Genomic DNA, 26,570 nt, shown 5'->3' on the forward strand with positions numbered 1-26,570 from the left:
CGGCTTCCGGGACGAGCCCCGTGCGTGCGGCGCACGGGGCTCGTTGCTGGCCGGGGGCCGGGGGCCGGGGGCCGGGGGCTAGTGCCAGGGATCCAGGGGCCCGGGCTGGCGATGTGCGCGACCGGGGTGACTGGTGGGCCCGGCCCGGGCGCACGGATGTGGGTGAGGGCCGGTGCGCGTCCCCCATCCGGGTGCGGGCCGGTCCTGGCCTGCTTCGTGGGTGGGCCGGACCGCGGGCCGGTGGGCCGGGTGGGGCGTGGTTGCCGATGTGGGCCGGGTGCCGTGCGTGCGCCCGTTCGGGTGCTGCCCCGATGTGGGCCGGTCCGGGTGAGCCCCCCCGAGGTGGGGTCGGTGGGGCGTGGTTGCCGATGTGGGCCGGTCTGGGTGAGCCCCCCGACGTGGGCCGGTGGGGTGAGACCGCAGATGTGGGCCGGGCGGGGCGAGGCTCCCCGACAGAGGCCCGGCGGTGAGAAGCCGCCGAAGTCGGCCCGGTTGGGCGCGGTCCCTCACCGTGGGCCGGTGGGGCGAAGTGCCTCACGGCCCCCCGAGCTCGGAGGCCATCGCCGCGCGCAACCGCAACGTGGTGACGAGGCGCTGGAACGCCTCGGCCCAGTAGCTGCCGGCTCCCGGCGCCGCGTTCTCCGACTCGTCGGGCACGGAGGTGAGCCCTTCGAGCCGCCCCGCCTCCGCCGGGTCCAGGCACCGCTCCGCGAGGCCCATCACCCCGCTGAAGCTCCACGGATAGCTCCCGGCGTCCCGCGCGATGTTGAGCGCGTCCACCACCGCCCGCCCCAGGGGCCCCGCCCAGGGCACCGCGCACACCCCCAGCAGCTGGAACGCCTCCGACAACCCGTGCGTCCCGATGAATCCCGCCACCCACTCCGCGCGCTCCGCGGAGCAGAGCGTGCCGAGCAGCTTCGACCGCTCGGCCAGGGAGACCGCCCCGGGCCCCCCGGCCTCCGGCGCGACAGGCGCGCCCAGCAGCGCCCTGGACCATCCGGGATCGCGCTGGCGCACCGCCGCCCGGCACCAGGCGGCGTGTAGCTCGCCCTGCCAGTCGTCCGCCACGGGCAACGCCACGATCTCCTCCGGCGTGCGCCCCCCGAGCCGCTCCTGCCAGACGCGCAGCGGGGCCGCCTCGACCAACTGGCCCAGCCACCAGGACCGTTCACCCCGGCCGGTGGGCGGCTTCGGCACCACTCCGTCCCGTTCCATGCCGGCGTCGCACTCGTGCGGAGCCTCGACGACGATCGTGGGCGTGTCCCGTGTACGGTCCACGGCCACGCACGAACCGGCTCGTGCCGCCATCCGGGCCGCGAGCGCGGAATCGGGCAGCGCGGACAGGAGCTCCGCGGCCGTCGCCCGTACGTTGCGGCTGCGGTCCGCCAGTGCCCGCTCGAGGAAGGGCTCGTCGGCCGGGCACAGCCCGGACCGCAGCGAATCGAGGAACATCAGCCGGTCCTCCGCCCGCTCCGTCGCCCACGTCGTGGTCAGCAACTCCCGTGCGGCATCGGCATCATGGGCACGTATCGCGGCGAGCAGCGCGACCCGCTCCGCGAACAGTCCCTCCTGCCACAGCCGCTCGACCTGCGCGGTCTCCGCCGGGCCCGGCAGCGCGGCACCGCCGCCCGGCGCGGAGCGCAGCGCGAACCGCCACTCCGGGTTCAGCCGTGCCAGCCACACCGCCCGCGGTCCGGCGAAGGCCAGGGCGGCCGGCCGCAGGTCCGTGCGGCCGCGGGCCGCGTCCAGGAGCGCGGGCAACGCCTGAGGGGGTGCCGCGAAGCCGCGCGCGTTGGCCAGTTGGAGCCACTGGGGCAGCAGCTCCATCAGGTCCGGCGCCGTCCCTCTGCGGCCCCCGCCTCCCGTGCCCGGCCGGTCCGCGAGCAGCATCGCCAGTCTGCGGGCCGCCGCGGGCGGCAGCGACGGCCTGGCATCCCGTGCCGCCGGCTCCGGTCGCGTCGCGCCCCGCGCGGGGCGGACGCCGGCCCGCCGCCGCAGCGTCTCCACGGCGGCGGCGTCCAGCAATGCCACCGGCGCCTCCCGGCCGGGCCGCAGTCCCGGAGGCGTACGCCGCTCCGTGCCGAGCAGCGCCACGGTGACGAGCTCCTCCCAGGAGCCACCGGCGGGCGCGCCCGCCGGGGCCGAGGTCGTGTTCATGAGCGTCCTTTCCCTACGGATGAGGTGTGGGCCCGTGCGGGTGGTGTCGGCCGGCCGCGCCGTCAGCACAGGGGCACCGCGTCCCCGGAGCCCTCCGGCCAGGCCGTCAGCGGGGTGAAGCCGCGGTGGCCGCATTCGCCGAAGACCGTGACCGGCGCGCCGCCGGACAGCGCGACCAGACGCCAGAGATCAGGACGGGAACGGGAGGACTGAGTGAGGGGTAGTGCCAAGTCCCCCTCGGCGTCCGCCAGTTGCCAGGTCTCGCCGTCGGGGGTGGGCACGACCCGGTCCAGGGTGACCGGGTACGAGTCCAGCCACGGGTCGGCCCGCAGTGCTTCGCCGTAGCGCTCGACGGCCTGAAGCGTGGTCGTGCCCGGCGGCCGTATCGCCGCGGGCGCCGGAGGAGTGAACTGCTGGCCGAGCGCGGCCCGCAGCTGACCGGCACCCGGATAGGCGGACACCTCCGCCTCGAAGGCCAGCCCCACGGGCAGCGCCAGTTCGGGTGCGCGGCCGGCCGCCCCATAAGAGAGGAGGAGGGCCGCACGCCCGGACTCCGCGCCGTACAGCCAGATCCTGCGCGTCGTGAGCCGGGCGTCCGACGTGTCGTACTGCGCGAGGACCAGCCAGCGGTCCCGCACCGGCCGACCGTCCGCCGAGCCGGACAGGCCGACCCGCGAACGGACCGTCGCGGCCAGGTCGTCCGGCAACAGCTCGCGCCGCAGCCAGCCCTGATCGAGCAGGTGCAGCAGCGCGCACTCCTCCAGCAGACGCACGGGCCAGCCGGGACCGGACGACGGGATCGCCCCCAACTCCCGTACCCGCGCGGCCAGGCCGGGGGCCTGCGCGTCGACCATGCGGGCCGCAGTCTCCTCCCACATCCCGTATCCCGCCTGCTCGGCCGTGGCGAGGCCGCCGCGCAGCAGGTCGGCCAGCCGCTGCTCCAACTCGGCCGCACCTGCCGTGATCCGCTCGGCGCGCCGCTCCGCCCTGCGCCGCGCCGCTTCCGGATCACCCGCCGAGGACGCTCCAGATGCCCCGCCCGCCGTCCTCTTCTTCTCCGAGCGCGCTCTTCGTCCTTCTATCCACTGCTCGGCCCAGTCCGGTGCCTGCGCATGCGGCATCGTGCCGTCGCCGCCCGCCCAGAGCAGCAGCAGTCCCAGTGCGTGCTTGCACGGGAACTTCCGGCTCGGACAACTGCACTTGTAGGCGGGCCCGGTGGAGTCCGCGATGTCGATGACCGTCTGATACGGCTTGCTGCCACTTCCCTTGCACAGTCCCCACACGGTCCCCTCGTCAGAACTGCCCGCCTCGGACCACGGCCCGGCCGCGCCGAGTTTGCTTCCCGCCTTGCGTGACGCGGCGTCAGGCGCCAGTGCCAGCACCTGATCCGCCGTCCAGCGCACCCCCTGCTGTGTCATGCCATCGAAGGTAGGTCCCGCCACTGACAATCGGCCCTCGTGAAGCTGTTTATGCAGGTCAGAGCGCATTGTCAGTGCCGTGGTGCACGGTGGAGCCAGATCCGAACCGGCCGAGCTGGAGGGGGACCGAGCCATGTCCGTGTCCGTTGAACCGACGTCCGCCGAGGCGCCCGCGGAAGAGTTCGCGGGAGCCACTGCCGAGGGGGCGGCCGAGGAGCTGCGACCGCACGCCGAGCACGCCTTCGCGGCCGAACTCGACGCGCTGGCCGCGCAGGACGACCGCCCGCGCCCGGCCCGCTGGCGGCTGTCACCGTGGGCCGTGGCGACCTATCTGCTGGGCGGCGCCCTGCCGGACGGCACGGTGATCACGCCGAAGTACGTGGGGCCGCGCCGTATCGTCGAGGTCGCCGTCACCACGCTCGCCACCGACCGCGCCCTGCTCCTGCTCGGCGTGCCGGGCACGGCCAAGACCTGGGTGTCCGAGCACCTGGCCGCCGCCGTCAGCGGAGACTCGACGCTGCTCGTCCAGGGCACGGCGGGGACGCCGGAGGAAGCGATCCGGTACGGCTGGAACTACGCGCAGCTGCTCGCGCACGGCCCGAGCCGCGACGCTCTCGTGCCCAGCCCGGTCATGCGGGCCATGGCCGAGGGCATGACGGCCCGCGTGGAGGAGCTGACCCGCATCCCCGCCGACGTGCAGGACACGCTGATCACGATCCTGTCCGAGAAGACCCTGCCCATCCCGGAGTTGGGCCAGGAGGTGCAGGCGGTCCGCGGGTTCAACCTGATCGCCACGGCCAACGACCGCGACCGCGGGGTCAATGAACTGTCGAGCGCGCTGCGCCGCCGGTTCAACACGGTGGTACTGCCGCTGCCGGAGAGCGCCGACGCGGAGGTCGACATCGTCTCGCGCAGAGTCGAGCAGATCGGCCGCTCCCTCGACCTGCCCGCCGTGCCCGACGGCATCGACGAGATCCGTCGCGTCGTCACCGTCTTCCGCGAGCTGCGCGACGGGGTCACGGCCGACGGGCGCACGAAGCTGAAGTCGCCCAGCGGCACGCTGTCCACCGCCGAGGCGATCTCCGTCGTCACCAACGGCCTCGCCCTGGCCGCCCACTTCGGGGACGGCGTCCTGCGGGCGGGCGACGTCGCGGCCGGCATCCTCGGCGCCGTCGTCCGGGACCCGGCGGCCGACCGAGTCATCTGGCAGGAGTATCTGGAGGCGGTCGTTCGTGAGCGGGACGGCTGGAAGGACTTCTACCGGGCCTGCCGCGAGGTGAGCGCATGAGCGGAGCCCGGAGCGAGCGGGAGCGGGGGCCGCTGCTGCTCGGCGTGCGGCACCACGGACCTGGTTCCGCGCGAGCCGTGCGCGCAGCGCTGGACGCGGCGGCACCCCGGGTCGTGCTGATCGAGGGGCCCCCGGAGGCGGACGCGCTCGTTCCGCTCGCCGCCGACGAGGACATGCGGCCCCCCGTCGCCCTCCTGGCCCATGTCGTGGACGAGCCCGGCCGCTCGGCCTTCTGGCCGCTGGCCGAGTTCTCACCGGAGTGGGTGGCGATCCGATGGGCCCTGGACCACGGAGTCCCGGCCCGCTTCATCGACCTTCCGGCAGCCCACACGCTGGCATGGGGAGACGGGGACTCTCCGCAGGAGAAGCAAGAGGAGCAGCAGGAAGGGAGAAGAGAGGAACAGAAGGAGGAGGAACAGAAAGAGGGGGAGAAAAGAGAGGAGAAGGAGAGCGGCGAGGAGGAGCGGAGGGGCGACGGTGAGGGGCAGGACCGCGACAAGGAGTCGTCCCCCGCGGCAGAGGTGACCGAGGCGGCCGTGCGGATCGACCCCTTGGCCGTCCTCGCCGAGACCGCGGGCTATGACGACCCCGAGCGCTGGTGGGAGGACGTCGTCGAGCACCGGGCGGGCGCGCAGGGAGACCCGTTCTCTCCGTTCGCCGTGCTCGAAGAGGCGATGGGTGCGCTCCGGGAGGCGTACGGGGTCGGCGGGCACGACCGGGACCTGGTGCGCGAGGCGTACATGCGACTCCAGATCCGGGCGGCCCAGCGCGAGTGCGGGGACGACGTGGCCGTCGTGTGCGGCGCCTGGCACGTGCCCGCGCTGCGCCGGAAGACCACGGTCGGTGCCGACCGGGCGCTGCTCAAGGGCCTGCCCAAGGTCAAGCCCGACCTGACGTGGGTGCCGTGGACGCACCGCCGGCTCTCCCGCGTCAGCGGGTACGGCGCGGGCATCGACTCCCCGGGCTGGTACGGGCATCTGTTCAGCGCCCCGGACCGCCCGGTCGAGCGGTGGATGACCAAGGTGGCCCGGCTGCTGCGCGAGGAGGACCAGGGGGTTTCCTCCGCCCACGTGATCGAGGCGGTGCGGCTGGCCGACACGCTCGCCGCGATGCGTGGCCGCCCCCTGCCGGGCCTCACCGAGACCACCGATGCGGTACGGGCCGTGATGTGCGAGGGCTCGGACGTCCCGCTGTCGCTCGTGCGGGACCGGCTGGTGGTCGGCGACGTGCTCGGGGAGGTGCCGGAATCGGCGCCGGCCGTGCCGTTGCAGCGCGACCTTGCACGACTCCAGCGGCGGTTGCGGATGAAACCGGAGGCGCTGGAGCGGGAGTTGGAGCTGGACCTGCGCAAGGAGACCGACGCCGGGCGCAGCAGACTGCTGCACCGTCTGCGGCTCCTGGGCGTGTCGTGGGGTGAGCCCACGGCGTCACGCGGCAGCACCGGCACGTTCCGGGAGACCTGGCGGCTGCGCTGGGAGCCGGAGCTGTCCGTACGGGTCGCCGAGGCCGGCGTGTGGGGCACGACGGTAGTGGCCGCCGCCACCGCCAGAGCCGAGGCGGACGCCGTCTCGGCGCCTTCGCTGGCGGACGTCACGGCGCTCTCCGAGCGCTGCCTCCTCGCCGAACTGCCCGAAGCGCTGCCCGTCGTGATGCGGGTCCTCGCCGACCGGGCCGCTCTCGACGCGGACGTCGGCCATCTCGCACAGGCACTGCCCGCCCTCGTCCGCTCCCTGCGGTACGGCGACGTGCGGGGTACGGACACCCGCGCCCTCACGGGGGTGGCCGAGGGGCTCGCCGAGCGGATCTTCGTCGGACTGCCGCCGGCCTGCGCTTCCCTCGACGCGGAGGCCGCCGAGGAGATGCGGCGCCATGTGGACGCGGTGCACGGCGCGGTGGGGCTGCTGGCGGAGACGCTCACGACGTCACCGGCCGGCTCCCCGTCCTCCGACCGGGCTGACCCGTCCGTCGGCCTACGCCGCCGTTGGCACTCCGTGCTGAGGGTGTTGACCGCCCGCGACACGGTGCCGGGAGTGGTCCGGGGGCGCACCGTTCGACTGCTCCTGGACGACGGGGAGTTGGCGCAGGACGAGGCCGCCCGGCTGATGGGGCTCGTGCTGTCGCCGGGGACGGCCCCAGGGGACGCGGCCGCGTGGATCGAGGGCTTCGTCGGAGGCGGCTCCGGGGGCGGGATGCTGCTCGTGCACGACGAGCGGCTGCTCGGGCTGGTGGACGCGTGGCTGACCGGTGTGCCGGCGGAGGCGTTCACGGACGTACTGCCGCTCCTGCGGCGGACGTTCTCGGCGTACGAGGCCGGAGTGCGCAGAACGCTGGGCGAACTGCTCCGGCGCGGCCCGCGTGCGGCGGGGAGCACAGAGGACACCGCCTCCGGGATGCCAGGGTTCGCGCCCGGTCTCGACATCGGGCGCGCGGACGCCGTGCTGCCGGTGCTGAGCCTGCTGCTCGGGCTGGACGAATCCGATGACGTGACCGACCTGGACGACCTTGTGGAGGCGGCCCGATGACCGCACCGTTGAACACGCCCGGCACGCCGGGCACGACCACCACCCCCACCCCCACCGGGGCCGGCACCGCTGCACGCGGCATCGCCGCCGTCCCCGGTCCGGCTGAGGTGACCGACGCGGCGGGTGAGCGGATGCGGCGCTGGCGGCTCGTGCTCGGGGGTGACGAGGCGGACGGCACCGGATGCGCGCTCACCGGCCAGGACGCGGCGATGGACGGAGCGCTCGGCGCGCTGTACGGGAAGGGGAATCAGGCGCAGTCGGGGCGGTCGCGTTCGGCGGGGCTGGGGGTGTCCGCGCCGTCGGTCGCGCGCTGGCTCGGCGACATCCGGACGTACTTCCCGTCCTCCGTCGTGCAGGTCATGCAGCGCGACGCCATCGACCGGCTGGGGCTCTCCACGCTGTTGCTGGAGCCCGAGATGCTGGAGGCCGTGGAGGCCGACGTGCACCTGGTGGGCACCCTGCTCTCCCTGAACAAGGCCATGCCGGAGACGACCAAGGAGACGGCACGGGCCGTCGTGCGCAAGGTGGTCGAGGACCTGGAGAAGCGGCTCGCCACCCGTACGCGGGCGACCCTCACCGGAGCTCTCGACCGCAGCGCCCGGATCAGCAGGCCGCGTCACCACGACATCGACTGGAACCGCACGATCGCGGCCAACCTCAAGCACTATCTGCCCGAGTACCGCACGATCGTGCCCGAGCGGCTCATCGGGTACGGCCGCGCCTCGCAGTCCGTGAAGAAGGAGGTCGTCCTCTGCATCGACCAGTCGGGCTCGATGGCGGCCTCCGTCGTGTACGCCTCCGTGTTCGGTGCCGTCCTCGCGTCGATGAGGTCCATCGCCACCCGCCTCGTCGTCTTCGACACCGCCGTCGTCGACCTCACCGACCAGCTCGACGACCCGGTGGACGTCCTCTTCGGGACCCAGCTCGGCGGCGGCACGGACATCAACAGGGCCCTCGCGTACTGCCAGTCCCAGATCACCAGGCCCGCCGACACGGTGGTCGTCCTCATCAGCGACCTCTACGAAGGCGGCATACGCAACGAGATGCTGAAACGGGTCGCGGCGATGAAGGCGTCCGGAGTGCAGTTCGTGACGCTGCTCGCGCTGTCCGACGAAGGCGCGCCCGCGTACGACCGCGAGCACGCGGCGGCGCTCGCGGCGCTCGACGCACCGGCGTTCGCCTGCACGCCCGACCTGTTCCCCGAGGTCATGGCGGCTGCGATCGAGAAGCGGCCCCTGCCGATACCGGACACCAGATGAGCGGAATGGAAAATCCAGACATGAGTACCCATCGGTAACAGGGGACTTGCGCAACCTCGGGAGTCCCGTGCAAGGATCGACGCGGCTCAGTGCCACCTTCTTTCCCTTCGCACGGGAGGACCTTCCCCCTCTTGCCCCTGTCAGCCGTGCTGTCCGGTGCCGCTTCGCGCGTGACGCGTGAGACGGCTGGGCGGCGTGCGCTGCAACTGGCTCTGCTGATGGGTGGATTGTTCGCCGTCGCCCTCCTCTGCGGAGAACGGGCGCAGGCCGCCGACGGGACAGTGCCCGGGCCGGCGGCGGGGGTCGTCCGGTCGACGGCCGACGCGGTGCACGACGTGCTGGCGCTTCGTACCCCGGCGACCGGACCGGAAGCGGCCCGCGACGCCGAGGGAGCCTCCGAGCCGACGGCCATCGTCCCGGACGAAGGCCAGGCCAAGTCCACGGCCCAGTCCGAGTCCACGGCCCAGTCCGAGTCCACGGCCGAGGCCAAGGACGAAGGCCAGTCCGAGTCCACGGCCGAGGCCAAGTCCACGGCCGAGACGGCGCCCGCGCCCGGGACACGTACGACGGACGGAACACGGGCCGCGCAGGCGGCACCTGGGACACCCGCGTCGCACGACACCCCGGCGGGCCGCCCCGCCCCCGCTGTCGACGGCGCCCTCGCCCCCCTCGCGGGGGTGGTCACACACGTGACCGACACCGTCACCGAGACCGTCCGGCATGTCGTCCAGCCGGTCGACGATCTCGTGCGGCCCGCGACCGGTGCGGTCGTGCGGCCGGTCGGTGACCTGGTGGAGACGTTCACCGGTGGATTGCCCGAGACCCCGCCGGACGGGCTCCCGGCCGTACCGGGGCTTCCGGGTCTGCCGGACCTGCCCGCGCTCCCGCCCACGGGTGCGCAGCCCCCGCCGGCCGGCTCTGTGCCGCCCGCTCACGGCGAGGCGGCGCACGACAACCGGCCCGCCACGGCCGGGCAGCACACGACGCGACGCCCGCACGCGCCGTCCACTGCCCCGGTGTTCGGCCCCTGCGCGCGCGGCGCGGACGCCTGGGCGGGTGCGGTGCGCCGCGCCCACGACGGCGTGCCGACGGTGCAGTCACCCGCGCGTCAGGCGCCCGCGGACGACACGACCGGCGCGCTGATCGACCGTTCCGCGGTCGACAACGGTGCGCCGCGGCACGGCGATCCGCACGCCATCACCCCCGTCCGCCGGGCACCGCTGCGGCTCGTGCCCGGCGCCTCCGCCGTCGTGACCGCGGCCGAGACCCGGGACAGGTACCGGGACATTCCCGTTTTCCCCGGCTAGGCAGCCTTCTCCTCCCCTCCCCGCCGAGCGACCTGCCGCGCGGGGGCGGAACAGGTCTGCCCGCCGTCCGGGTACCCCTCCGAATCCCGGACGGAAGCCCAAGGAACTCACCTGAATCCACCGGATTTCACCGGTGTTCAGCGACTCCCCGGAATCTCCCGAACTCTCGGAATCCCGAAGGATCTGACGCAGCATGAACAAGAACATCCGCCGTTCCATCGTCATAGCCGCCGGCGTCACCGGCGCGTGGGCGCTCGGCTCCGCCGCCGCGAGCGCGGACGAACTGCCGACGTCGTCCGTGTCCGCTCCCGACGCGAGCGTCGACGTGACCGACGCCGTCGACGTGGTGACCGGCACCGTCGACGCCGCCGTAGGGAACGTGACGAACGACGTGCACGACACGGTCGACACGGTGTCCGCCGTCACCGCCGTCGACGACGTGACCTCCTCGGTCCCGGGCACCGTCGCCCAGGCGCGGGCGACGGCCGGCAGTCACGTCGCGCAGGCCGGAAGCACCGCCATCGCGGCGGCGACCACGAAGGCACAGCACACGGCGAGGACGGCTCAGGGCGCGGCGACGCCCGCCGACCACGCCCGCCGCTACGTCGAGGCCGAGGTCCCCGCCGTCACCCACCTCTCCCACACCGGGACCGCCACCGCGCGGCACACCGCGGACACGGCGCGGCAGACCGCCGCCGACGCAGGCACCCCGCAGGGCGAGATCGACTACCTCTTCGGCCCGCTCTCGGCGTTCGCGCCGGAGGTGGAGGAGGCGCTCGCCGGGGCGCAGAGCAAGCTCGCCGCCGTCCAGCGCACCGCCGACGGCGTGCCCTCGGCCGCCCGGACCGGAGTCCGGCAGGCCGTCGCCACGGCGGAGCGGACGGCCGGGAACACGGCCCCCGGCGTCGCGGGCACGGCGGCGCGGACGGCGGCCGGCGCTCCCGCACAGGTCGGCGGCGCCGTCGGCACCGCCACCGGCATCGCGATCCCGGTGCTCGACGAGACGGCCGCATCGGCGCTGCCGCCCGTCGCTGCGACCGCCGTCCAGGGCGTCACTCCGGTGGCGGAGCACGCCGTCGGCAACGTCACGCCGCTGGCGCACTGGGCCGTGGCAGGCGCGACCACGTCGGTCCGCGGCGCGGTGGACGGCACGACGGCGGTGGCGTACGGCGCCACGGCCGACGCGACGGGGCTCGCGCACGGTGTCGCGGGTGACGCGGGCGGCCTCGCGTACGGGGTGGTGGGTGACGCGCAGCCGGTCGTCCACGGAGCCGTCGGCCAGGTCGCCGGCGACGCGGCCGGCTCGGTGCTGCCGCCCGTGGCCCAGGCCGCGGTGCACGGCGTCGTCCCGGCCGCCGGCCAGGCCGTCGCGGACGCGGGCACGCTCGCGCACGGTGTGGTCGGCGACGTCCAGCCGTTCGCGGGCGGTGTCGTGGGGGCCGCGGGCGGGTTCGCGCACGGCGTCACGGGACAGGTGGCCCCGTTCGCACAGGGCGTCGTCACCGGCGACGTGGCGGCCTTCGCCGGGGGAGTGGCCGACGCGGCGCAGCCCGTCGTGGACTTCGTGCAGCCCGTGGCGGACGGGGTCGCGGGCAGCGCCACCGGGCTGGCGTACGGCGTCACGGGCGACGTGCGGCCGTTCGCGGACGGCGTGGTCGGCCAGGCCGGCCCGTTCGCGGCCGGTGTCGTCGCACAGGCTGGTCCCTTCGCTCAGGACCTGACCGGTACCGCCGCGGCGACCGGCGGCCCGCTGGCCGGCCACGCCGTCGACGGCGTCCGGGGCGTGACCGAGTCCGTCGCCCCGAGCTACCTGCCCGGCGCCCCGTACGGCACGTACGGGGTCTGAGGCACCCCCGTCGTACGACCCGCCCGCGGCGAGGGCGGTCGTACGGCACCCGACCGACTCCTCGGGGCCGACGGACCCGGACGGCCGAAACCCGTCGGATCGTCCGACCGGAACCCCGCGGATGGGCAGAGCGGTCCCCATTGGGGTGGGGACCGCCCTGTCCGAGCCCTTCGGGGCTGTTCAAGGGGCCTCACCGGGTCAACCCCAACCCGGTGAGGCCCTGCTCATGCGGCACGCGGTGCCAGTGAGTGAGGCATCATGTGACAGGTATCACCGCTCAGGTGTGACCCGCGATTTAGGGACCCACCGCCAGCGGCGATAACCTGCGAGACGGACATGCCGCGCGCTCGGACACCGTGTGCGCCACCCTTGTGACAGCGGACGTCACGTTGCCCTTCGCGGCACGCCCACGCATCCAACGAACCGCGAGATCACTGATAGGGACGGAAGCGCGTGGACCTGTTCGAGTACCAGGCGAGGGACCTCTTCGCCAAGCACGATGTACCGGTGCTGGCCGGTGAAGTCATCGACACGCCTGAGGCGGCCCGCGCAGCCACTGAGCGTCTCGGCGGCAAGTCCGTCGTCAAGGCCCAGGTGAAGGTCGGCGGACGTGGCAAGGCCGGTGGCGTGAAGCTCGCCGCCACCCCGGACGAGGCCGTCGCGCGTGCGACGGACATCCTCGGCATGGACATCAAGGGCCACACGGTCCACAAGGTGATGATCGCCGAGACCGCTCCGGAGATCCTGGAGGAGTACTACGTCTCCTTCCTCCTGGACCGCACCAACCGCACCTTCCTCTCCATCGCGTCCGTCGAGGGCGGCATGGAGATCGAGGAGGTGGCGGCCACCCGCCCCGACGCCGTCGCCAAGACGCCGATCGACGCCAACGAGGGTGTCACCCCGCAGAAGGCCCGCGAGATCGTCGCGGCCGCGAAGTTCCCGGCCGACGTCGCCGACAAGGTCGCCGACGTGCTGGTGACGCTGTGGAAGACCTTCGTCGCCGAGGACGCGCTCCTCGTCGAGGTCAACCCGCTGGCGAAGGTCGCCTCCGGCGACGTCATCGCCCTGGACGGCAAGGTCTCCCTGGACGAGAACGCCGAGTTCCGTCAGCCGGAGCACGAGGCGCTGGTCGACCACGCGTCGGCCAACCCGCTCGAGGCCGCCGCCAAGGAGAAGAACCTCAACTACGTCAAGCTCGACGGCGAGGTCGGCATCATCGGCAACGGCGCGGGTCTCGTCATGAGCACCCTGGACGTCGTCGCGTACGCCGGTGAGAACCACGGTGGCGTCAAGCCCGCCAACTTCCTCGACATCGGCGGTGGCGCCTCCGCCGCGGTCATGGCGAACGGCCTGGAGATCATCCTCGGCGACCCGGACGTCAAGTCCGTCTTCGTCAACGTCTTCGGTGGCATCACCGCCTGTGACGAGGTCGCCAACGGCATCGTCCAGGCGCTCCAGCTGCTCAAGGACAAGGGCGAGGAAGTCACCAAGCCGCTGGTCGTGCGTCTCGACGGCAACAACGCCGAGCTGGGTCGCAAGATCCTGTCGGACGCCAACCACCCGCTCGTGCAGCGCGTGGACACCATGGACGGCGCGGCCGACAAGGCCGCCGAGCTGGCCGCGGCCAAGTAAGGGACGAGGGAACACCACAGCCATGGCTATCTTCCTCAACAAGGACAGCAAGGTCATCGTCCAGGGCATGACCGGTGCCACGGGCATGAAGCACACCAAGCTCATGCTGGCCGACGGCACGAACATCGTCGGTGGCGTCAACCCGCGCAAGGCGGGCACGTCCGTCGACATCGACGGCCACGAGATCCCCGTCTTCGGCTCGGTCGCCGAGGCCATGGAGAAGACCGGCGCCAACGTGTCCGTCCTCTTCGTGCCGCCGGCCTTCGCCAAGGCCGCCGTCGTCGAGGCCATCGACGCGGAGATCCCGCTCGCGGTCGTCATCACCGAGGGCATCGCCGTCCACGACTCCGCCGCCTTCTGGGCGTACGCGAAGTCGAAGGGCAACAAGACCCGCATCATCGGCCCGAACTGCCCCGGTCTCATCACCCCGGGCCAGTCCAACGCCGGCATCATCCCGGGCGACATCACCAAGCCGGGCCGCATCGGTCTGGTCTCGAAGTCCGGCACGCTGACGTACCAGATGATGTACGAGCTCCGTGACATCGGCTTCTCGTCGGCCGTCGGCATCGGTGGCGACCCGATCATCGGCACCACGCACATCGACGCGCTCGCCGCGTTCGAGGCCGACCCCGACACCGACCTGATCGTCATGATCGGTGAGATCGGCGGAGACGCCGAGGAGCGTGCGGCCGACTTCATCAAGGCCAACGTGACCAAGCCGGTCGTCGGCTACGTCGCCGGCTTCACCGCGCCCGAGGGCAAGACCATGGGCCACGCCGGCGCCATCGTCTCCGGCTCCTCCGGCACGGCCGCCGCGAAGAAGGAGGCCCTCGAGGCCGCCGGCGTCAAGGTCGGCAAGACGCCGACCGAGACGGCGAAGCTCGCGCGCGAGATCCTCGCGGGCTGAGCCCAGCAGCACCACGCGGGTGGGCCCGCACCCCTTGAGGGGGTGCGGGCCCACCCGTATGTCCGGACACCCGGACGCGCCGGGACGTCTCGTACGGGGTGTCAGCGGTCGTCCGGTACGAGCCGTCCCGGGCCGTTGACCGTCTCCGACTTCAGCTTGGCGCGCAGCCGCTGCTCCTCGTCCGACAGCGGGCCCGGAGCGGAGCGGGGCGGCAGGCCGTGGACCGTCTCGCCGGGCGCGAGCGGGGCCTCGTAATGGTCCGGGGCCGTCCGCAGCGTCAGTGTCGTCGCGCCGATGAGCAGCACCGTGAACGCGATGGCGGCCCGGGTCCAGCGCTCGGCGCGGCGCTCGCCGCCCCAGCGGACCGTGCGCGGCTTGGCGGCGCGCAGCCGTTCCGTGCTCGCCAGCTCGGCGAGCCGCCGGTGCAGCACATCCGGCACCGCCAGGTCGGGCAGGCGCGTCGCGAGCGTCTCGCGCGCGTGCAGCAGCCGGTTGGCCGCGGCGGGCGTACTCGCCTCCGTCTCGGCCGCCGTCTCCGGCAGGTCGAGCCCGACGCCGTCGTAGAGCAGCAGGGTGCGCCGGTGCACGGGCGGCAGCGTCAGCAGGGCGTCCAGGAGCGCGCGGTCGGCCGCGTCGGCGGGCGGCGGCTCCGGCTGCCGGTGGCGGGGGCGCAGGCGGTGCCAGGGGGAGAGGGCGTACTCGTGCGCCGTCGCCCGCACCCACCCGGCGGGGTCCCGGTCCACGGCCACCGCGGGCCAGTTGTGCCAGGCCTGTTGGAAGGCGCGCTCCACGGACTCGCGCGCCAGTTCGCGCCGCCCGGTGAGCAGATACGTCTGCCGTACGAGGGCGGGGGCGCAGAACGCGTAGAGCGCGTCGAAGGCCTGAGCGGGCGTCAGCCCGTCTGCGGGGAGCGTGCATGGCGCGTTCCCGGGCAGGGGCGCCGGCCCCGTGGAACCCGCGGCGTCGCCGCCCGGACCGGTGGCGGCGCCCACCAGGGCGGGCACGGACCGCTCCTGACGGGTGGTCGCCCAAACCTCGGAGGAGGCCGGTTCGGTGAGCAGTCTCGCGTACGCCTCCCGTTTGCGGCCGCGTGGTGTCGTACGGCCGGACTCCCACGAGCGCACCGTCTCGCGGGTGACGCCCACTTTCGTGGCGACCTCGGCCTGGGTCAGCGACTTGGCCTCGCGCAGGCGGCGGCGCTCCTTGGGGCCGGGCAGGGGGGTCTGAGGACTCCGCGTCACGAGGCGCCCTTTCGTACGAAAAAGTACATAGATGCATATTGAGCGACACATCCGAGGTTCGCCTGTTACGACGGGAAAGCGCGTGTCGTTGGGAGCATGGCGGGCGTGACCCACATGACCGACCGCAGGCCGCCACTGCCGATTCTGCTCGTCCGGCTGCGCGACCGATCACCCGGACTGGGCTCCGGCCTCCTCGGCGGCGCCGTCGCGGCGGGCCTCGGGCTCGGCTCCTTCGCCGTCCTCGTCATGGCCCTGTGGATCAGCTCCCCGTACCCGGACAGCGGGCCCGGCGGAGCCTTGCACGTCGCGGCGTCCCTGTGGCTCCTCGCCCACGGCGTCGAGCTGATCCGCACCGACACCCTCTCCGGCCTGCCCATGCCGGTCGGAGTGACACCGCTGCTCCTTCTGGCGCTCCCCCTGTGGCTGGTGCACCGGGCGGCCAGGGACGCGGCCGAGGAGGTGCGGGCGGCTCCCGCCACGGCATGGGCCGGGGTCGTCGCCGGTTACCTGTCCGTCGGCATGGCCGCCGCCCTTTACGCCTCGGGCGGCGCCCTGCGGCCCTCCTGGGTGTGGACCGCGGTGTGCCTGCCGCTGTTCGCCGCGGGGGCCGCGGGGGCGGGGGTCTGGACGGCGTACGGGCGCCCCCGGGGCCCGCTGCCGCCCGGGGCGTCGCGGGTCCCACGAGGCCTGCCCGCCCGTCCGGCCGCAGCCGTACGGCCTCTCGTCGCCGTCGGGGAACGGCTCCTCGGCGGCGAGGACCGGCTCCTCGGGGGTGCGCTGCGGGCCGCCGGGGCCGGGACGGCGGTGCTCGTCGGGGGCGGGGCCCTGCTCGTCGCGGTGTCGCTGGTGTGGCACGGGGGAGTGGCCCGGGACTCGTTCCTCCAGCTCACGGACGTGTGGTCGGGCCGTCTCGCCGTCCTGCTGCTCTGTCTCGCGCTGGTCCCGAACGCGGCGGTCTGGGGGGCGGCCTACGGCCTCGGCCCCGGGGTCGTCCTGGGAACCGGGCATGTCGCCGCGCCGCTGTCCGTGGCCGCGGCGGGGCCCCGCGCCTCGACCGACCTGCTGCCCGCCTTTCCGCTGCTGGCGGCCGTCCCGGGCGAGAAGGGGCCGTTCGGCTGGGCGACCGGGGTGCTGCCCGTCGCCGCCGGGGCGACGGTCGCCTGGTTCGTGGCGGGTGTCGCGGCACCGCCGGACGGAACGGCGCAGGAGGCCTGGTCCCGGAAGCGGACGGCGGGTGCCGCGCTGCTGGCCGCCGGACTGTGCGGCAGCGCGTTCGGCCTGCTCGCCGCGCTGGCCGGAGGGCCGCTCGGGGTGGCCGCACTGACCGACTTCGGGCCCGTGTGGTGGCAGGTCGGGCCCGCGGCTGCGCTGTGGGCGGCGGCCGTCGGCGTGCCCGTGGCGGTGGGGCTGCGGGGGCGGCGCGGGCCGCGGGCGGCCGCGGCCGGCGGCTCCCCGGCGGCCGGGAAGGCCCTGCGGCGCCGTCCGGCCTTCTCTCCCTTCCGGCTGCCGTGGGGATCGCGGCCGTACGGGCTGTCGCGTCCGCGACCGCGGTACGACCTGGGCGAGCCGCCCGCCGGAGTACCCGCCGGCGGGGCCGCGGCGGCCGGCCGCGGACCCGCCGACGACTTCGAACCGTACGACTTCCTGCCCTTGGACACCCCGGGGTCCCTGTGGGACGAGGATCCCGCGGACGCCACGGGGCCCTTCCGGCACGAGCCCGCCGCGGACGCCGAGGGGTTCCCCTGGCACGAGGAGGCGTCCCGCGAGGCCCGCTGGGCGGCCCTGCGCGAGGCCGCGAGACTTCCGGATCCGGCCGTCCGCGACGCCGCGGAGCGCCCGGAGTCGTCGGGGCCGGACGGGGGTGACTCCTCGGAGGCCCGGGACCGGGCTCCGCGGGACACTACGGACCTGACGGACCCCCGGTACCTGCTCTCACGCGACGCCGCGGGGCCCTCGGACCCCGGGGACCCCGCTCCGCACGAGGTCCGTGGGCTTCGGGACCCGGGCCCGCGTGACGCCGTGGAGCCCACGAACCCATGGGGCGCGGAGCTGCGGGACGTCGCGGGGCCGCCGGAGCCCCGGGATCCGGTGTGAGGGCGTGGAGCCCACGAACATGCGGGACGCGGACGTGCGGGACGCCGGAACCCCGGGATCGTGGTGAGAGCGCGGAAGGGATGGAGCCCCGGGGCCCAGGAGCCCCGGGACCGCGCCCGGGCGGTGCGTGACCGACGGGTTGCCGCCGGACCGGCCGGACCGGACCGGCTTAGTGGCACGCGGATGTGCCCGCGGTGCGATGGGCCGGAAGGTCAGCCGTTCGTGCCGAGGACGCCCCGGAGCTCCTTCGGCAGGAGGTCGTTGCAGGACTGCTTCGCCGCGTTCGTGAGCGCGTCGTTCGTGCATGAGTAGTAGTCGCTGTACACGAGGTGCGCGGTGAACGTCGCGGCGACCATCACGATGGCGAGCGACGCGGTCACGATCCCGCTCACCGCGGCCGTCCTCTGCGGCCGCCCGCTCGCCTCGGGCGCGGGCGCGGGAGTGTCCGGGTCCGGGGTGCGGGGCTTGGCGCGCAGGGAGCTGCCGCCCCAGTACAGGGCGAGCGCGCCGAGCAGCAGCGCCACGTAAGGCCAGCTGAAGAGGGCGAAGAAGAACGCCCACATGCCGCACAGCAGCGCATAGCGTGCGCGGCGCTGGGCCGGGTCGGTCGGGTCCCAGCGCATACCGGTGGGACCGCTGCCGGGGCCCTCAGGGCCGCCCTGCCCCTGCGGGGCACCGGGTCGGTCGCCGAAGCCGCCGCCGGACGAGGGCCCGGGCTGGCGGTCGCTCCACTGGCTGCCCCACGGGGTGTACCCGCCGCCGGGCTGCCCGGAGTCGCCGTTCTCCTCGGTGTCGCCGCCGTTCGTGGGGCGCCGCGGCTGCCACGGCCGGTCGGGCGTGCCCTCCGGCGGCGGAGCGAACGGGTTGTCGTCCGAGGGCGGGGGAGGACCGTCGGGGCCGCCGTCGCCCGAGGAGCCGTTCCCGCCGGCTCGGCCGTGGCCGCCCGAGGAGCCCTGTCCACCCGCCGGCGCCTCCCCGTCCGACCGGGGCGGGGTGGGCGAAGGGCGCCGCTCGCGCAGCAGCAGCGGAGGGAGTCGGAGACTGCGGTCCGGCATCAGGTGTGCGTCTTCCCCTTGGTGAGTCTGGCGGGCGGCGTGTCCGCACGACGTCGTGCTCGCGACGCGCGCCCCGAGCGTCCTACCCCGGGCTCGCGCCCCGGATGTCTTGCAGGGCCCGCGCCCCGGTTTCCGGGGCCCGCGCCGCGGGTGTTCCCGGGACCCGTGTCCCGGGCGTTCGTGCCCGTCCCTGGTCAACGTCCCGCGCGCACGGGGCGTTCCCCGCGCGGGACTGTGTTCCGGGACGGATCCTTGCCGGACGTTCCCGGGTGGATCCTCTCCAGACGCTACCTTCCGGCCACGCCCCCGTCCCGTGGGGGCCGTCCGATGTGCCGGTATCGTTGCTGACGGTCGGCCGCTTCGTAGACTTCCCCGTATCCCGGGGCGCGATGCATTCGTACGACCGTACAAACGCTTCCCCGAGAAAGGGCCCCGCCGTGGCCAAGGCCAAGCGCCTCGTCGTGCTGGTCTCCGGATCAGGTACGAACCTGCAGGCAATGCTCGACGCCATCGCGGACGCGGGCACCGAGGGCTACGGCGCCGAGATCGTGGCCGTGGGCGCCGACCGGGAGGGCATCGAGGGGCTCGCACGCGCCGAACGGGCCGGGCTGCCGACCTTCGTGTGCAAGGTCAAGGACTACGACACCCGCGAGGAGTGGGACGCGGCGCTCGCCGGGGCGACCGCGGCGTACGAGCCCGATCTCGTCGTCTCCGCCGGGTTCATGAAGATCGTGGGGAAGGAATTCCTCGCCAGGTTCGGGGGGCGGTTCGTCAACACGCATCCCGCCCTGCTGCCCAGTTTCCCGGGAGCCCACGGCGTGCGCGACGCGCTCGCGTACGGCGCGCGGGTCACCGGATGCACCGTCCACTTCGTCGACGACGGCGTCGACACCGGACCGATCATCGCGCAGGGCGTGGTGGAGGTCCGGGACGAGGACGACGAGAGCGCTCTTCACGAGCGCATCAAGGAAGTCGAGCGAAGGCTGCTCGTCGATGTCGTGGGGCGGCTCGCCCGCAACGGCTATCGCATTGAGGGACGAAAGGTAGTTATCCAGTGACCGCCGACAGCACAGTCACGGCCGAGAACACCGAGGGCACCAAGCGGGTCATCCGGCGCGCGCTCGTCAGCGTCTACGACAAGACCGGGCTCGAGGAGCTCGCTCGCGGACTGCACGAAGCCGGTGTCGAGCTGGTGTCCACCGGCTCCACCGCCGCGAAGATCGCCGCGGCCGGCGTCCCCGTCACCAAGGTCGAGGAGCTGACCGGCTTCCCCGAGTGCCTGGACGGCCGCGTCAAGACTCTGCACCCGAAGGTCCACGCGGGCATCCTCGCCGACCTGCGGCTGCCCGACCACCAGCGGCAGCTGGTGGAGCTGGGCGTCGAGCCGTTCGACCTCGTCGTCGTCAACCTCTACCCGTTCCGCGAGACCGTCGCCTCCGGCGCGACGCCCGACGAGTGCGTCGAGCAGATCGACATCGGCGGCCCGTCGATGGTCCGCGCCGCCGCCAAGAACCACCCGTCGGTCGCCGTGGTGACCAGCCCGGGCCGGTACGGCGACGTCCTCGCCGCCGTCAAGGTCGGCGGCTTCGACCTGCGCACCCGCAAGCGGCTCGCCGCGGAGGCCTTCCAGCACACCGCCGCGTACGACGTCGCCGTCGCCTCCTGGTTCGCGGACGACTACGCGGCCGTCGACGAGAGCGGCCTCCCCGACTTCCTGGGCGCGACCTACGCGCGCAAGAACACCCTCCGCTACGGCGAGAACCCGCACCAGGGTGCCGCGCTGTACGTCGACGGCACGGGCGGCCTCGCCGAGGCCGAGCAGCTGCACGGCAAGGAGATGTCGTACAACAACTACACCGACACGGACGCCGCGCGCCGTGCCGCGTACGACCACACCGACCCGTGCGTCGCGATCATCAAGCACGCCAACCCGTGCGGCATCGCGGTCGCGTCGAGCGTCGCGGAGGCGCACCGCAAGGCGCACGCCTGCGACCCGCTGTCCGCGTTCGGCGGTGTGATCGCCGTCAACCGGCCGGTGACGAAGGAGATGGCCGAGCAGGTCGCCGAGATCTTCACCGAGGTCATCGTCGCGCCCGAGTACGAGGACGGCGCACTCGAAGCCCTCACCAAGAAGAAGAACATCCGCGTGCTGCGCGCCCACCGGGCTCCCGCGAACCCGGTCGAGGTCAAGCAGATCGACGGCGGCGCGCTGCTCCAGGTCACCGACCGCCTCCAGGCCGACGGCGACAACCCGGCGAGCTGGACCCTCGCGACCGGTGAGGCCCTCGGCCAGGGTGAGCTCGACGAGCTGGCCTTCGCCTGGCGTGCCTGCCGCGCGGTGAAGTCCAACGCGATCCTGCTCGCCAAGGACGGCGCCTCCGTCGGTGTCGGCATGGGCCAGGTCAACCGCGTCGACTCCGCGAAGCTCGCGGTGGAGCGGGCCGGCGCCGAGCGCGCCCGCGGCTCGTACGCCGCCTCCGACGCGTTCTTCCCGTTCCCCGACGGTCTGGAGATCCTGGCCGAGGCGGGCGTCAAGGCCGTGGTCCAGCCCGGCGGTTCGGTCCGTGACGAACTGGTCGTGGAGGCCGCGAAGAAGGCGGGCATCACGATGTACTTCACGGGCACGCGCCACTTCTTCCACTGACGGACGTCCGGGGGGTGCGGCAGCAGCGACGGCCGCGCCCCGGCGGCGGCGACACCACGGCCTCCGGCCTCCCCCTCGGGAGCCGGGGGCCGTGCCCGTCGTCGGGGTACCACGGAAGTCCCGGGGTCACTACGTGCGAGAGCCCGGTCGGCAGGCCGGGGCGTCGCCTCGTCGAGGCCCCCAGGGGAGCGCAGGCGGTCGTGGCGCGGAGCCCACACCTCGACTCCGTGGTCGGCGCGGGTACCACGACGATGCTGTACAAGGTCCGTCACCCGGGCACGCGCGGCTACGGGATTCAGGGCAGGCGGAAGCACCAGGGCCGTGTCGCCCCCTTGTTCGGGTGAGACACGGCCCTTGGAGCGAATGGCGTGAACTGTTCAGTGCTGCGAACTCGACGCCTGCGCCGGGGTGTTCAGTAGCGCGGGCGGGCGAACCAGGCGGTGCCGCTCGAGACGACGGGAGCGGCCGTGATGATGGCGGCGAAGACCACCCAGATCAGCGGGAAGATGACGGCGGAGGCCATGCCCGAGTCGAGACCGACGAAGAGCATGATCAGACCGACGATCCCGCCGAGCGCGCCGTAGATGACGGTGGTGATGCGGACACCCTGGCCGCCCCGGCCGAACTTCACGCCGAGCGTGATGGACAGGGCCGCGAGACCCGCGGCGACCAGCGCGATGAGCACGAGGACGCCGGTGGCGATGTCGGCGCCGTCGCTGAAGCTGCTGAACACGTCGTCGTTCGACGAGCTGTAGCTGTCCGCCGTGTTCGAGACGTCGTTGGCGATGGCGGCCACGTAGAACCAGGCGAGCGCCGCGATGATCTGCACCGCGGAGATGATGAACAGGAAGACGCGGGCCGTGACCAGCAGGCCCGGCATCGTCTGCGGGAGCATCTGGTTCGAGCCCGGGTAGCCGGGGTAACCCGGCTGCTGCGGGTATCCGTAACCCTGCGGGGGTACGCCGGGAGCCTGGGGGTAGCCGTAGCCGGGAGCGGCCGGAGGCTGCTGGGGCGGCTGCCCGTAGGGGTTGTTCGGGTCGCCGAAACTCATGGCGGGTGTTCCTCCGTTGCCTGGTGCGGGGACGACGCGGGGCACGGTCGGAGGAATTTTCTACAGAGCGGTCCGTCCCCCCGGTACTGCCCGCGGCACTGTGCTGCTCATGGTTCTTTAAGCCCCTCTTACTTGTCCAGCCACATTCCCTATGTGTTGTGCAAGTGCAACATCAGTGATCATGGCGGGACATTGTGCCGGCCGTCGTCGGCGGGCCGCCGGGTGCCCGGATTGGAACCATGACCGGGTCATCCGCGAGGATGGAGTCATGACCGCCCAGATTCTCGATGGCAAGGCCACCGCAGCCGCGATCAAGTCCGATCTGACCGCCCGCGTGGCGGCCCTGAAGGAGAAGGGCGTCACGCCCGGCCTCGGCACGATCCTGGTCGGGGACGACCCCGGCAGCCAGAAGTACGTCGCGGGCAAGCACCGCGACTGCGCCCAGGTCGGCATCGCCTCCATCCAGCGTGAACTGCCCGCGACCGCCACGCAGGAGGAGATCGAGGCGGTGGTGCGGGAACTGAACGAGGACCCCGCCTGCACCGGCTACATCGTCCAGCTGCCGCTCCCCAAGGGCATCGACGAGAACCGCATCCTGGAGCTGATGGACCCGGACAAGGACGCGGACGGCCTGCACCCGATGAACCTCGGCCGTCTCGTGCTGAACGAGCCGGCCCCGCTGCCCTGCACCCCCAACGGCGTCCTGACCCTGCTGCGCCGGTACGGCGTGGAGATCAAGGGCGCGGAGGTCGTGGTCGTCGGCCGCGGCGTGACCATCGGGCGCCCCATGCCGTTGCTGCTGACCCGGCGCAGCGAGAACGCCACGGTCACCCAGTGTCACACCGGCACCCGTGACCTCTCCGCGCACCTCAAGCGCGCCGACATCATCGTCGCCGCGGCGGGCTCCGCGCACCTCATCAGGGCCGAGGACGTGAAGCCCGGCGCGGCCGTCCTCGACGTCGGTGTCTCGCGCAGCGCCGAAGGAAAGATCGTCGGCGATGTGCACCCGGACGTCGCCGAGGTCGCGGCGTGGATCTCCCCGAACCCGGGCGGCGTCGGCCCGATGACCCGCGCCCAGCTGCTCGTCAACGTGGTGGAGGCGGCGGAGCGCAGTGTCGGCTGAGCGAGGCTCCAAGGACAGCGAGGCGCGCAGCGCGCGGAGCGCCGGCGCCGACTCGGCCGTCGAGGACGCCGAGGAGACCGTGCGGGATGCCATCAGCGCGCCCGACGCCGAGGGCAGGCCGCGGCGGACCACGCGGCGCTTCCCCCTGTTCACCCGGGACACCGCGCGGCCCGAGGGCGGCGGCCGGGCCGCGCCCGGGGACGCCCCCGCGCCCGCCCGGCAGTGGCCGATCCTCGCCGTGCTGTCGGCCGTCGGTCTCGGACTGCTGCTGACCGCGCTCGACGTGTTCCGCTTCGGCACGATCCTGATCGGCGCCGCGCTGCTGGCCGGCGCCGTGATGCGCTGGATGCTGCCCGACGTGGGCATGCTCGCGGTCCGCTCCCGCTTCACCGACATGGTCACGTACGGCGTGCTGGGTGCCGCGATCGTGCTGCTCGCGATGATGGCGCAGCCCGGCCCGTGGCTGGTGATCCCGTTCCTGGACGACACGCTGCACTTCACGGTGCGCTGAGTCCGGGGTCCGCGGCACGGTGGCCCGCGCCTCCCCCGGAGGGCGCGGGCCACCGTGCCGCGTTGTGTCGTGGTCACCTAACGCACGGGCCTTCCCATACCCTCCGCGTCCCCCGACGGTTCGAACTCCCGCACGCTCAAACGCGGTAGGCCCGCGGTTCCTGCAACTTCCGCGGTACCGCGAAAGGTTGACGCAGTGGTCGGGGAAGCGGCGCTAGGCTGCGCCGATGCGCTGCTGGCCGCCCCGCCCGTTCGCCGTCGACACGCTGATCGCGCTCGCCACGGTCTGCGTGGCCGTGCTGCTCGGACAGGAGCCGGCGAAGCAGGGCTGGCCGGCGCTCGACGGACCGGCCGACGGGCTGGTCGTCCTCGCCGCATCTGCCCGTCGCCTTCCGCGGCCGGGCGCCCCTGGTCGTCTTCGGCACGGTCGAGGCGGTGACCTTCGGCTATGTCACCTCGGGCTACTGGCCCGTCGTGTGCACCTTCGGCCCGATGCTCGCCCTCTGCACCGTGGCGTCGGTGGGCGGGGTGGGTACGAGAGCGGCCCGTCCTCTCCCCCGAGTAAGGACGGGCCGCGGCCGGGCGGGTGTTCCGCCCTGGGTCAACCCTTGTGCACCGCCGACAGGCTCTTCAACACCTGGCAGTTCGCTGTGGCACGGAAGTGACCATTCCGGTACGGAGTCCGCGTTGAGCCCCGGGAACCGCGGCCCGGCGGGGTGCCGTGCGGTTCTCGCTCCCGGCTCGCGGCTCCTGCTCCGCCCAAGCCGCTCCTGCTCCGTCCCGCCGTCCGCGGTGGTGCCGTCGCTGCCGGGGGAGCCGAGTGCTTCCGCGGTCCCTGAGGTCGCTCTTGTGTTCCCGTTGTGTCGATGTCTTGACAAGTTGGAGGATGTGCACTGATCCATGTCAACAGCCGGTATAACGTGGGCAATCCGGGCGGTTGGGACGTTCTGGTGGGGGCGGGGGTTCGGCCGGTCGTACAAGGTGCCGGTGGGACACTGGACCGCGGTCCGGCGGGCGTGCAACGGTGCATGCCCCGGGTCGATGCTCCCGTGCGCCCCCATCCCGGGAACTGAGATCCTGACCGGGCGCATCCCTGTGGGTAGCCAGAACGGGGACTCGGCGGAAGCGCCGTGCGCAGGGGGAACAGTCGTGCATGTACGGGGGGAAAGAGGGGGGAAGCAATGCCTCGTTGGAGGGCCTTGCCGGATGAACTCGATCCGCAGGTCAAGGAGTTCGCCAGTCAGCTGCGCCGGCTCGTGGACCGGAGCGGTCTGAGCGTCGCCGCTGTGGCCGACCGCACCGGCTACAGCAAGACGTCCTGGGAGCGATACCTCAACGGACGGCTTCTCGCGCCCAAGGGTGCGATCGTCGCGCTCGCCGAGGTGACCGGGACGAATCCCGTCCATCTGACGACCATGTGGGAGCTGGCCGAGCGTGCCTGGAGCCGCTCGGAGATGCGTCACGACATGACCATGGAGGCGATCCGGATCTCCCAGGCGCGTGCCGCGCTCGGTGAGTTCGGGCCGGGACCGGGGTCGGCTCCGGGCAAGGGGGGCAACGGGCGGCAGGCCACGCGCAAGGGCGGCAGTGCGACCGTGACGCCCGGGGTTGCCGGGCCTGCGGGGGTGTCGCCCTCGGTGCCGTCGTCCGGGCCGTCGGGGTCGTCCGGCTTGTCGGGCTCTTCTGTGTCCTCCGTGCCGGTGCAGCCGTCCGGGCCGGACGCGGGCGAGTCGTCCTCGTACGGGAGTGGTGCGCGGGGCGGCAGTTGGGGGGTCGTTCCCTCGCCGTCGGATCCGGTGGGGCGGTACGGGCCCTCGGCGTCGGCCGGACCGGCCCGGCCCGGTGGGCCGGGCGGGCCTCAGGACGCGCGGCCCGGGGGAGCGCGCCGTGCGGCGGGGAACGGGGCGCGGCGGAAGCGGCGGCTGACGATGTTCCTCGCGGGGGTCGTGGGGGCGCTCGTGGTGGTCGCTGTGGCCGTGTTCCTCACCAGTGGGGACGACAAGAAGGAGGCGGGCGGTACGCCGAAGTCGCCCGCGACCTCCGCGGCTGCCAATCCCGAGCTGCCGGCCGGGGTCAAGTGCAGCGGCGCCGAGTGCACCGGCAAGGACCCGGAGAACATGGGCTGCGGCGGCGAACTGGCCCGGACGACGTCCAGCGCGACGGTCGGTACGGCGCTCGTCGAGGTGCGTTACAGCAAGACCTGCGGTGCTGCCTGGGCCCGCATCACCCAGGCCGCGGCCGGTGACCAGGTGGACGTGTCCTCGGGCAGCGCGGCGAAGCAGACCGGGTCGGTCCAGGCGGACACGGACGCCTACACGCCGATGGTGGCGGTGAAGGACGCGGGCGACGCGACGGCGTGCGCGACGCTGAAGTCCGGGCAGAAGGGCTGCACGAAGTAGCGGTTGCTGCCGGGCCGGGGCCGGCTGTCGGGCCGTTTCGCCGTCTGTCCGGTGGGTGGGTCGGGTCCGTGCCGGTGATCCGCCCGTTGCAGCCGTCGTGTGGTCCGGTGTGTCGGT

General features: G+C 73.5%; 18 protein-coding genes. 13 read left to right on the forward strand and 5 right to left on the reverse strand.

Features of this window, described 5'->3' with window-relative positions:
- Positions 1–534: 534 nt before the first annotated feature.
- Entirely contained in the window at positions 535–2,157 is a 1,623-nt protein-coding gene (locus H305_RS0140525) for a DUF5691 domain-containing protein (protein ID WP_028805495.1), read from the reverse strand.
- 62 nt (positions 2,158–2,219) lie between these two features.
- Positions 2,220–3,575 carry an SWIM zinc finger family protein gene (locus tag H305_RS0140530; RefSeq protein WP_037766929.1) on the reverse strand — a complete coding sequence of 452 codons (1,356 nt, stop codon included), beginning with the start codon at positions 3,573–3,575 and terminating at the stop codon, positions 2,220–2,222.
- A 133-nt stretch (positions 3,576–3,708) separates the two neighbouring features.
- On the opposite strand from H305_RS0140530, the gene H305_RS0140535 reads away from it, so the two are divergent.
- From H305_RS0140535 to sucD, 7 genes are all read left to right on the forward strand, one after another.
- The gene (locus H305_RS0140535; RefSeq protein WP_028805497.1) at positions 3,709–4,863 is read left to right on the forward strand and encodes an ATP-binding protein; all 1,155 of its coding nucleotides are present in this window, start codon (positions 3,709–3,711) and stop codon (positions 4,861–4,863) included.
- Positions 4,860–7,385: a DUF5682 family protein gene (locus H305_RS0140540; protein ID WP_028805498.1), complete on the forward strand. Its 2,526-nt coding sequence runs from the start codon at positions 4,860–4,862 to the stop codon at positions 7,383–7,385. The genes H305_RS0140535 and H305_RS0140540 overlap by 4 nt, the downstream gene beginning before the upstream one ends.
- Positions 7,386–7,516: 131 nt before the next feature.
- Positions 7,517–8,644 (forward strand): VWA domain-containing protein, encoded by a 1,128-nt coding sequence (locus tag H305_RS0140545; protein WP_051371508.1) that lies wholly within the window; start codon positions 7,517–7,519, stop codon positions 8,642–8,644.
- Positions 8,645–8,814: 170 nt separating this feature from the next.
- Positions 8,815–9,951 carry a hypothetical protein gene (locus H305_RS53720; protein ID WP_158690664.1) on the forward strand — a complete coding sequence of 379 codons (1,137 nt, stop codon included), beginning with the start codon at positions 8,815–8,817 and terminating at the stop codon, positions 9,949–9,951.
- Positions 9,952–10,144: 193 nt separating this feature from the next.
- On the forward strand, positions 10,145–11,797 hold the full coding sequence (locus H305_RS49650) for a hypothetical protein (RefSeq protein ID WP_051371507.1): 1,653 nt from the start codon (positions 10,145–10,147) through the stop codon (positions 11,795–11,797).
- A gap of 453 nt (positions 11,798–12,250) precedes the next feature.
- Positions 12,251–13,429: an ADP-forming succinate--CoA ligase subunit beta gene (gene sucC, locus H305_RS0140560; RefSeq protein ID WP_028805501.1), complete on the forward strand. Its 1,179-nt coding sequence runs from the start codon at positions 12,251–12,253 to the stop codon at positions 13,427–13,429.
- 22 nt (positions 13,430–13,451) lie between these two features.
- Positions 13,452–14,336: a succinate--CoA ligase subunit alpha gene (gene sucD, locus H305_RS0140565; protein WP_028805502.1), complete on the forward strand. Its 885-nt coding sequence runs from the start codon at positions 13,452–13,454 to the stop codon at positions 14,334–14,336.
- A 101-nt stretch (positions 14,337–14,437) separates the two neighbouring features.
- On the opposite strand, the gene H305_RS0140570 is transcribed toward sucD, so the two are convergent.
- Positions 14,438–15,577, reverse strand: coding sequence for a helix-turn-helix domain-containing protein (locus H305_RS0140570; RefSeq protein ID WP_028805503.1), 1,140 nt, complete (start codon positions 15,575–15,577; stop codon positions 14,438–14,440).
- 96 nt (positions 15,578–15,673) lie between these two features.
- Here H305_RS0140570 and H305_RS48520 point away from each other — a divergent pair, with 96 nt between their 5' ends.
- Positions 15,674–17,671, forward strand: coding sequence for a DUF6350 family protein (locus H305_RS48520; protein ID WP_063611397.1), 1,998 nt, complete (start codon positions 15,674–15,676; stop codon positions 17,669–17,671).
- 212 nt (positions 17,672–17,883) lie between these two features.
- Here the strand turns inward: H305_RS48520 and H305_RS0140580 are convergent, their stop codons facing one another.
- A complete protein-coding gene (locus H305_RS0140580) occupies positions 17,884–18,726 on the reverse strand; it encodes a hypothetical protein (protein ID WP_028805504.1) in 843 nt (280 codons plus the stop codon).
- A gap of 389 nt (positions 18,727–19,115) precedes the next feature.
- On the opposite strand from H305_RS0140580, the gene purN reads away from it, so the two are divergent.
- Both purN and purH read left to right on the forward strand, forming a co-directional pair.
- Positions 19,116–19,784: a phosphoribosylglycinamide formyltransferase gene (purN, locus tag H305_RS0140585; protein WP_051371510.1), complete on the forward strand. Its 669-nt coding sequence runs from the start codon at positions 19,116–19,118 to the stop codon at positions 19,782–19,784.
- The gene (gene purH / locus H305_RS0140590) at positions 19,781–21,370 is read left to right on the forward strand and encodes a bifunctional phosphoribosylaminoimidazolecarboxamide formyltransferase/IMP cyclohydrolase (protein WP_028805506.1); all 1,590 of its coding nucleotides are present in this window, start codon (positions 19,781–19,783) and stop codon (positions 21,368–21,370) included. Before purN ends, purH begins: the two co-directional genes overlap by 4 nt.
- A 412-nt stretch (positions 21,371–21,782) precedes the next feature.
- On the opposite strand, the gene H305_RS0140600 is transcribed toward purH, so the two are convergent.
- Complete coding sequence (locus H305_RS0140600; protein ID WP_028805508.1) at positions 21,783–22,421, reverse strand: hypothetical protein; 639 nt, start codon at positions 22,419–22,421, stop codon at positions 21,783–21,785.
- Positions 22,422–22,689: 268 nt separating this feature from the next.
- Here H305_RS0140600 and H305_RS0140605 point away from each other — a divergent pair, with 268 nt between their 5' ends.
- The 3 genes from H305_RS0140605 (at position 22,690) to H305_RS0140615 (ending at position 26,453) form a co-directional block, all read left to right on the forward strand.
- Positions 22,690–23,544 carry a bifunctional methylenetetrahydrofolate dehydrogenase/methenyltetrahydrofolate cyclohydrolase gene (locus tag H305_RS0140605; RefSeq protein ID WP_028805509.1) on the forward strand — a complete coding sequence of 285 codons (855 nt, stop codon included), beginning with the start codon at positions 22,690–22,692 and terminating at the stop codon, positions 23,542–23,544.
- A complete protein-coding gene (locus H305_RS0140610) occupies positions 23,534–24,055 on the forward strand; it encodes a DUF3017 domain-containing protein (protein ID WP_028805510.1) in 522 nt (173 codons plus the stop codon). Before H305_RS0140605 ends, H305_RS0140610 begins: the two co-directional genes overlap by 11 nt.
- Positions 24,056–25,235: 1,180 nt before the next feature.
- Positions 25,236–26,453, forward strand: a complete 1,218-nt coding sequence (locus tag H305_RS0140615; RefSeq protein WP_078629489.1) for an XRE family transcriptional regulator — start codon at positions 25,236–25,238, stop codon at positions 26,451–26,453.
- Positions 26,454–26,570: the final 117 nt, after the last annotated feature.

This window comes from Streptomyces sp. 142MFCol3.1 (genome assembly GCF_000424945.1).
GTDB lineage: Bacteria > Actinomycetota > Actinomycetes > Streptomycetales > Streptomycetaceae > Streptomyces > Streptomyces siamensis.

What these genes read in the sequence shown, in the direction of transcription:
- H305_RS0140525 (WP_028805495.1), bottom strand. Translation starts at nt 2,157, where the DNA reads ATGAACACGACCTCGGCCCCGGCGGGCGCGCCCGCCGGTGGCTCCTGG.
- H305_RS0140530 (WP_037766929.1), bottom strand. Translation starts at nt 3,575, where the DNA reads ATGACACAGCAGGGGGTGCGCTGGACGGCGGATCAGGTGCTGGCACTG.
- H305_RS0140535 (WP_028805497.1), top strand. Translation starts at nt 3,709, where the DNA reads ATGTCCGTGTCCGTTGAACCGACGTCCGCCGAGGCGCCCGCGGAAGAG.
- H305_RS0140540 (WP_028805498.1), top strand. Translation starts at nt 4,860, where the DNA reads ATGAGCGGAGCCCGGAGCGAGCGGGAGCGGGGGCCGCTGCTGCTCGGC.
- H305_RS0140545 (WP_051371508.1), top strand. Translation starts at nt 7,517, where the DNA reads ATGCGGCGCTGGCGGCTCGTGCTCGGGGGTGACGAGGCGGACGGCACC.
- H305_RS49650 (WP_051371507.1), top strand. Translation starts at nt 10,145, where the DNA reads ATGAACAAGAACATCCGCCGTTCCATCGTCATAGCCGCCGGCGTCACC.
- sucD (WP_028805502.1), top strand. Translation starts at nt 13,452, where the DNA reads ATGGCTATCTTCCTCAACAAGGACAGCAAGGTCATCGTCCAGGGCATG.
- H305_RS48520 (WP_063611397.1), top strand. Translation starts at nt 15,674, where the DNA reads ATGGCGGGCGTGACCCACATGACCGACCGCAGGCCGCCACTGCCGATT.
- H305_RS0140580 (WP_028805504.1), bottom strand. Translation starts at nt 18,726, where the DNA reads ATGCCGGACCGCAGTCTCCGACTCCCTCCGCTGCTGCTGCGCGAGCGG.
- purN (WP_051371510.1), top strand. Translation starts at nt 19,116, where the DNA reads ATGCATTCGTACGACCGTACAAACGCTTCCCCGAGAAAGGGCCCCGCC.
- H305_RS0140600 (WP_028805508.1), bottom strand. Translation starts at nt 22,421, where the DNA reads ATGAGTTTCGGCGACCCGAACAACCCCTACGGGCAGCCGCCCCAGCAG.
- H305_RS0140605 (WP_028805509.1), top strand. Translation starts at nt 22,690, where the DNA reads ATGACCGCCCAGATTCTCGATGGCAAGGCCACCGCAGCCGCGATCAAG.
- H305_RS0140615 (WP_078629489.1), top strand. Translation starts at nt 25,236, where the DNA reads ATGCCTCGTTGGAGGGCCTTGCCGGATGAACTCGATCCGCAGGTCAAG.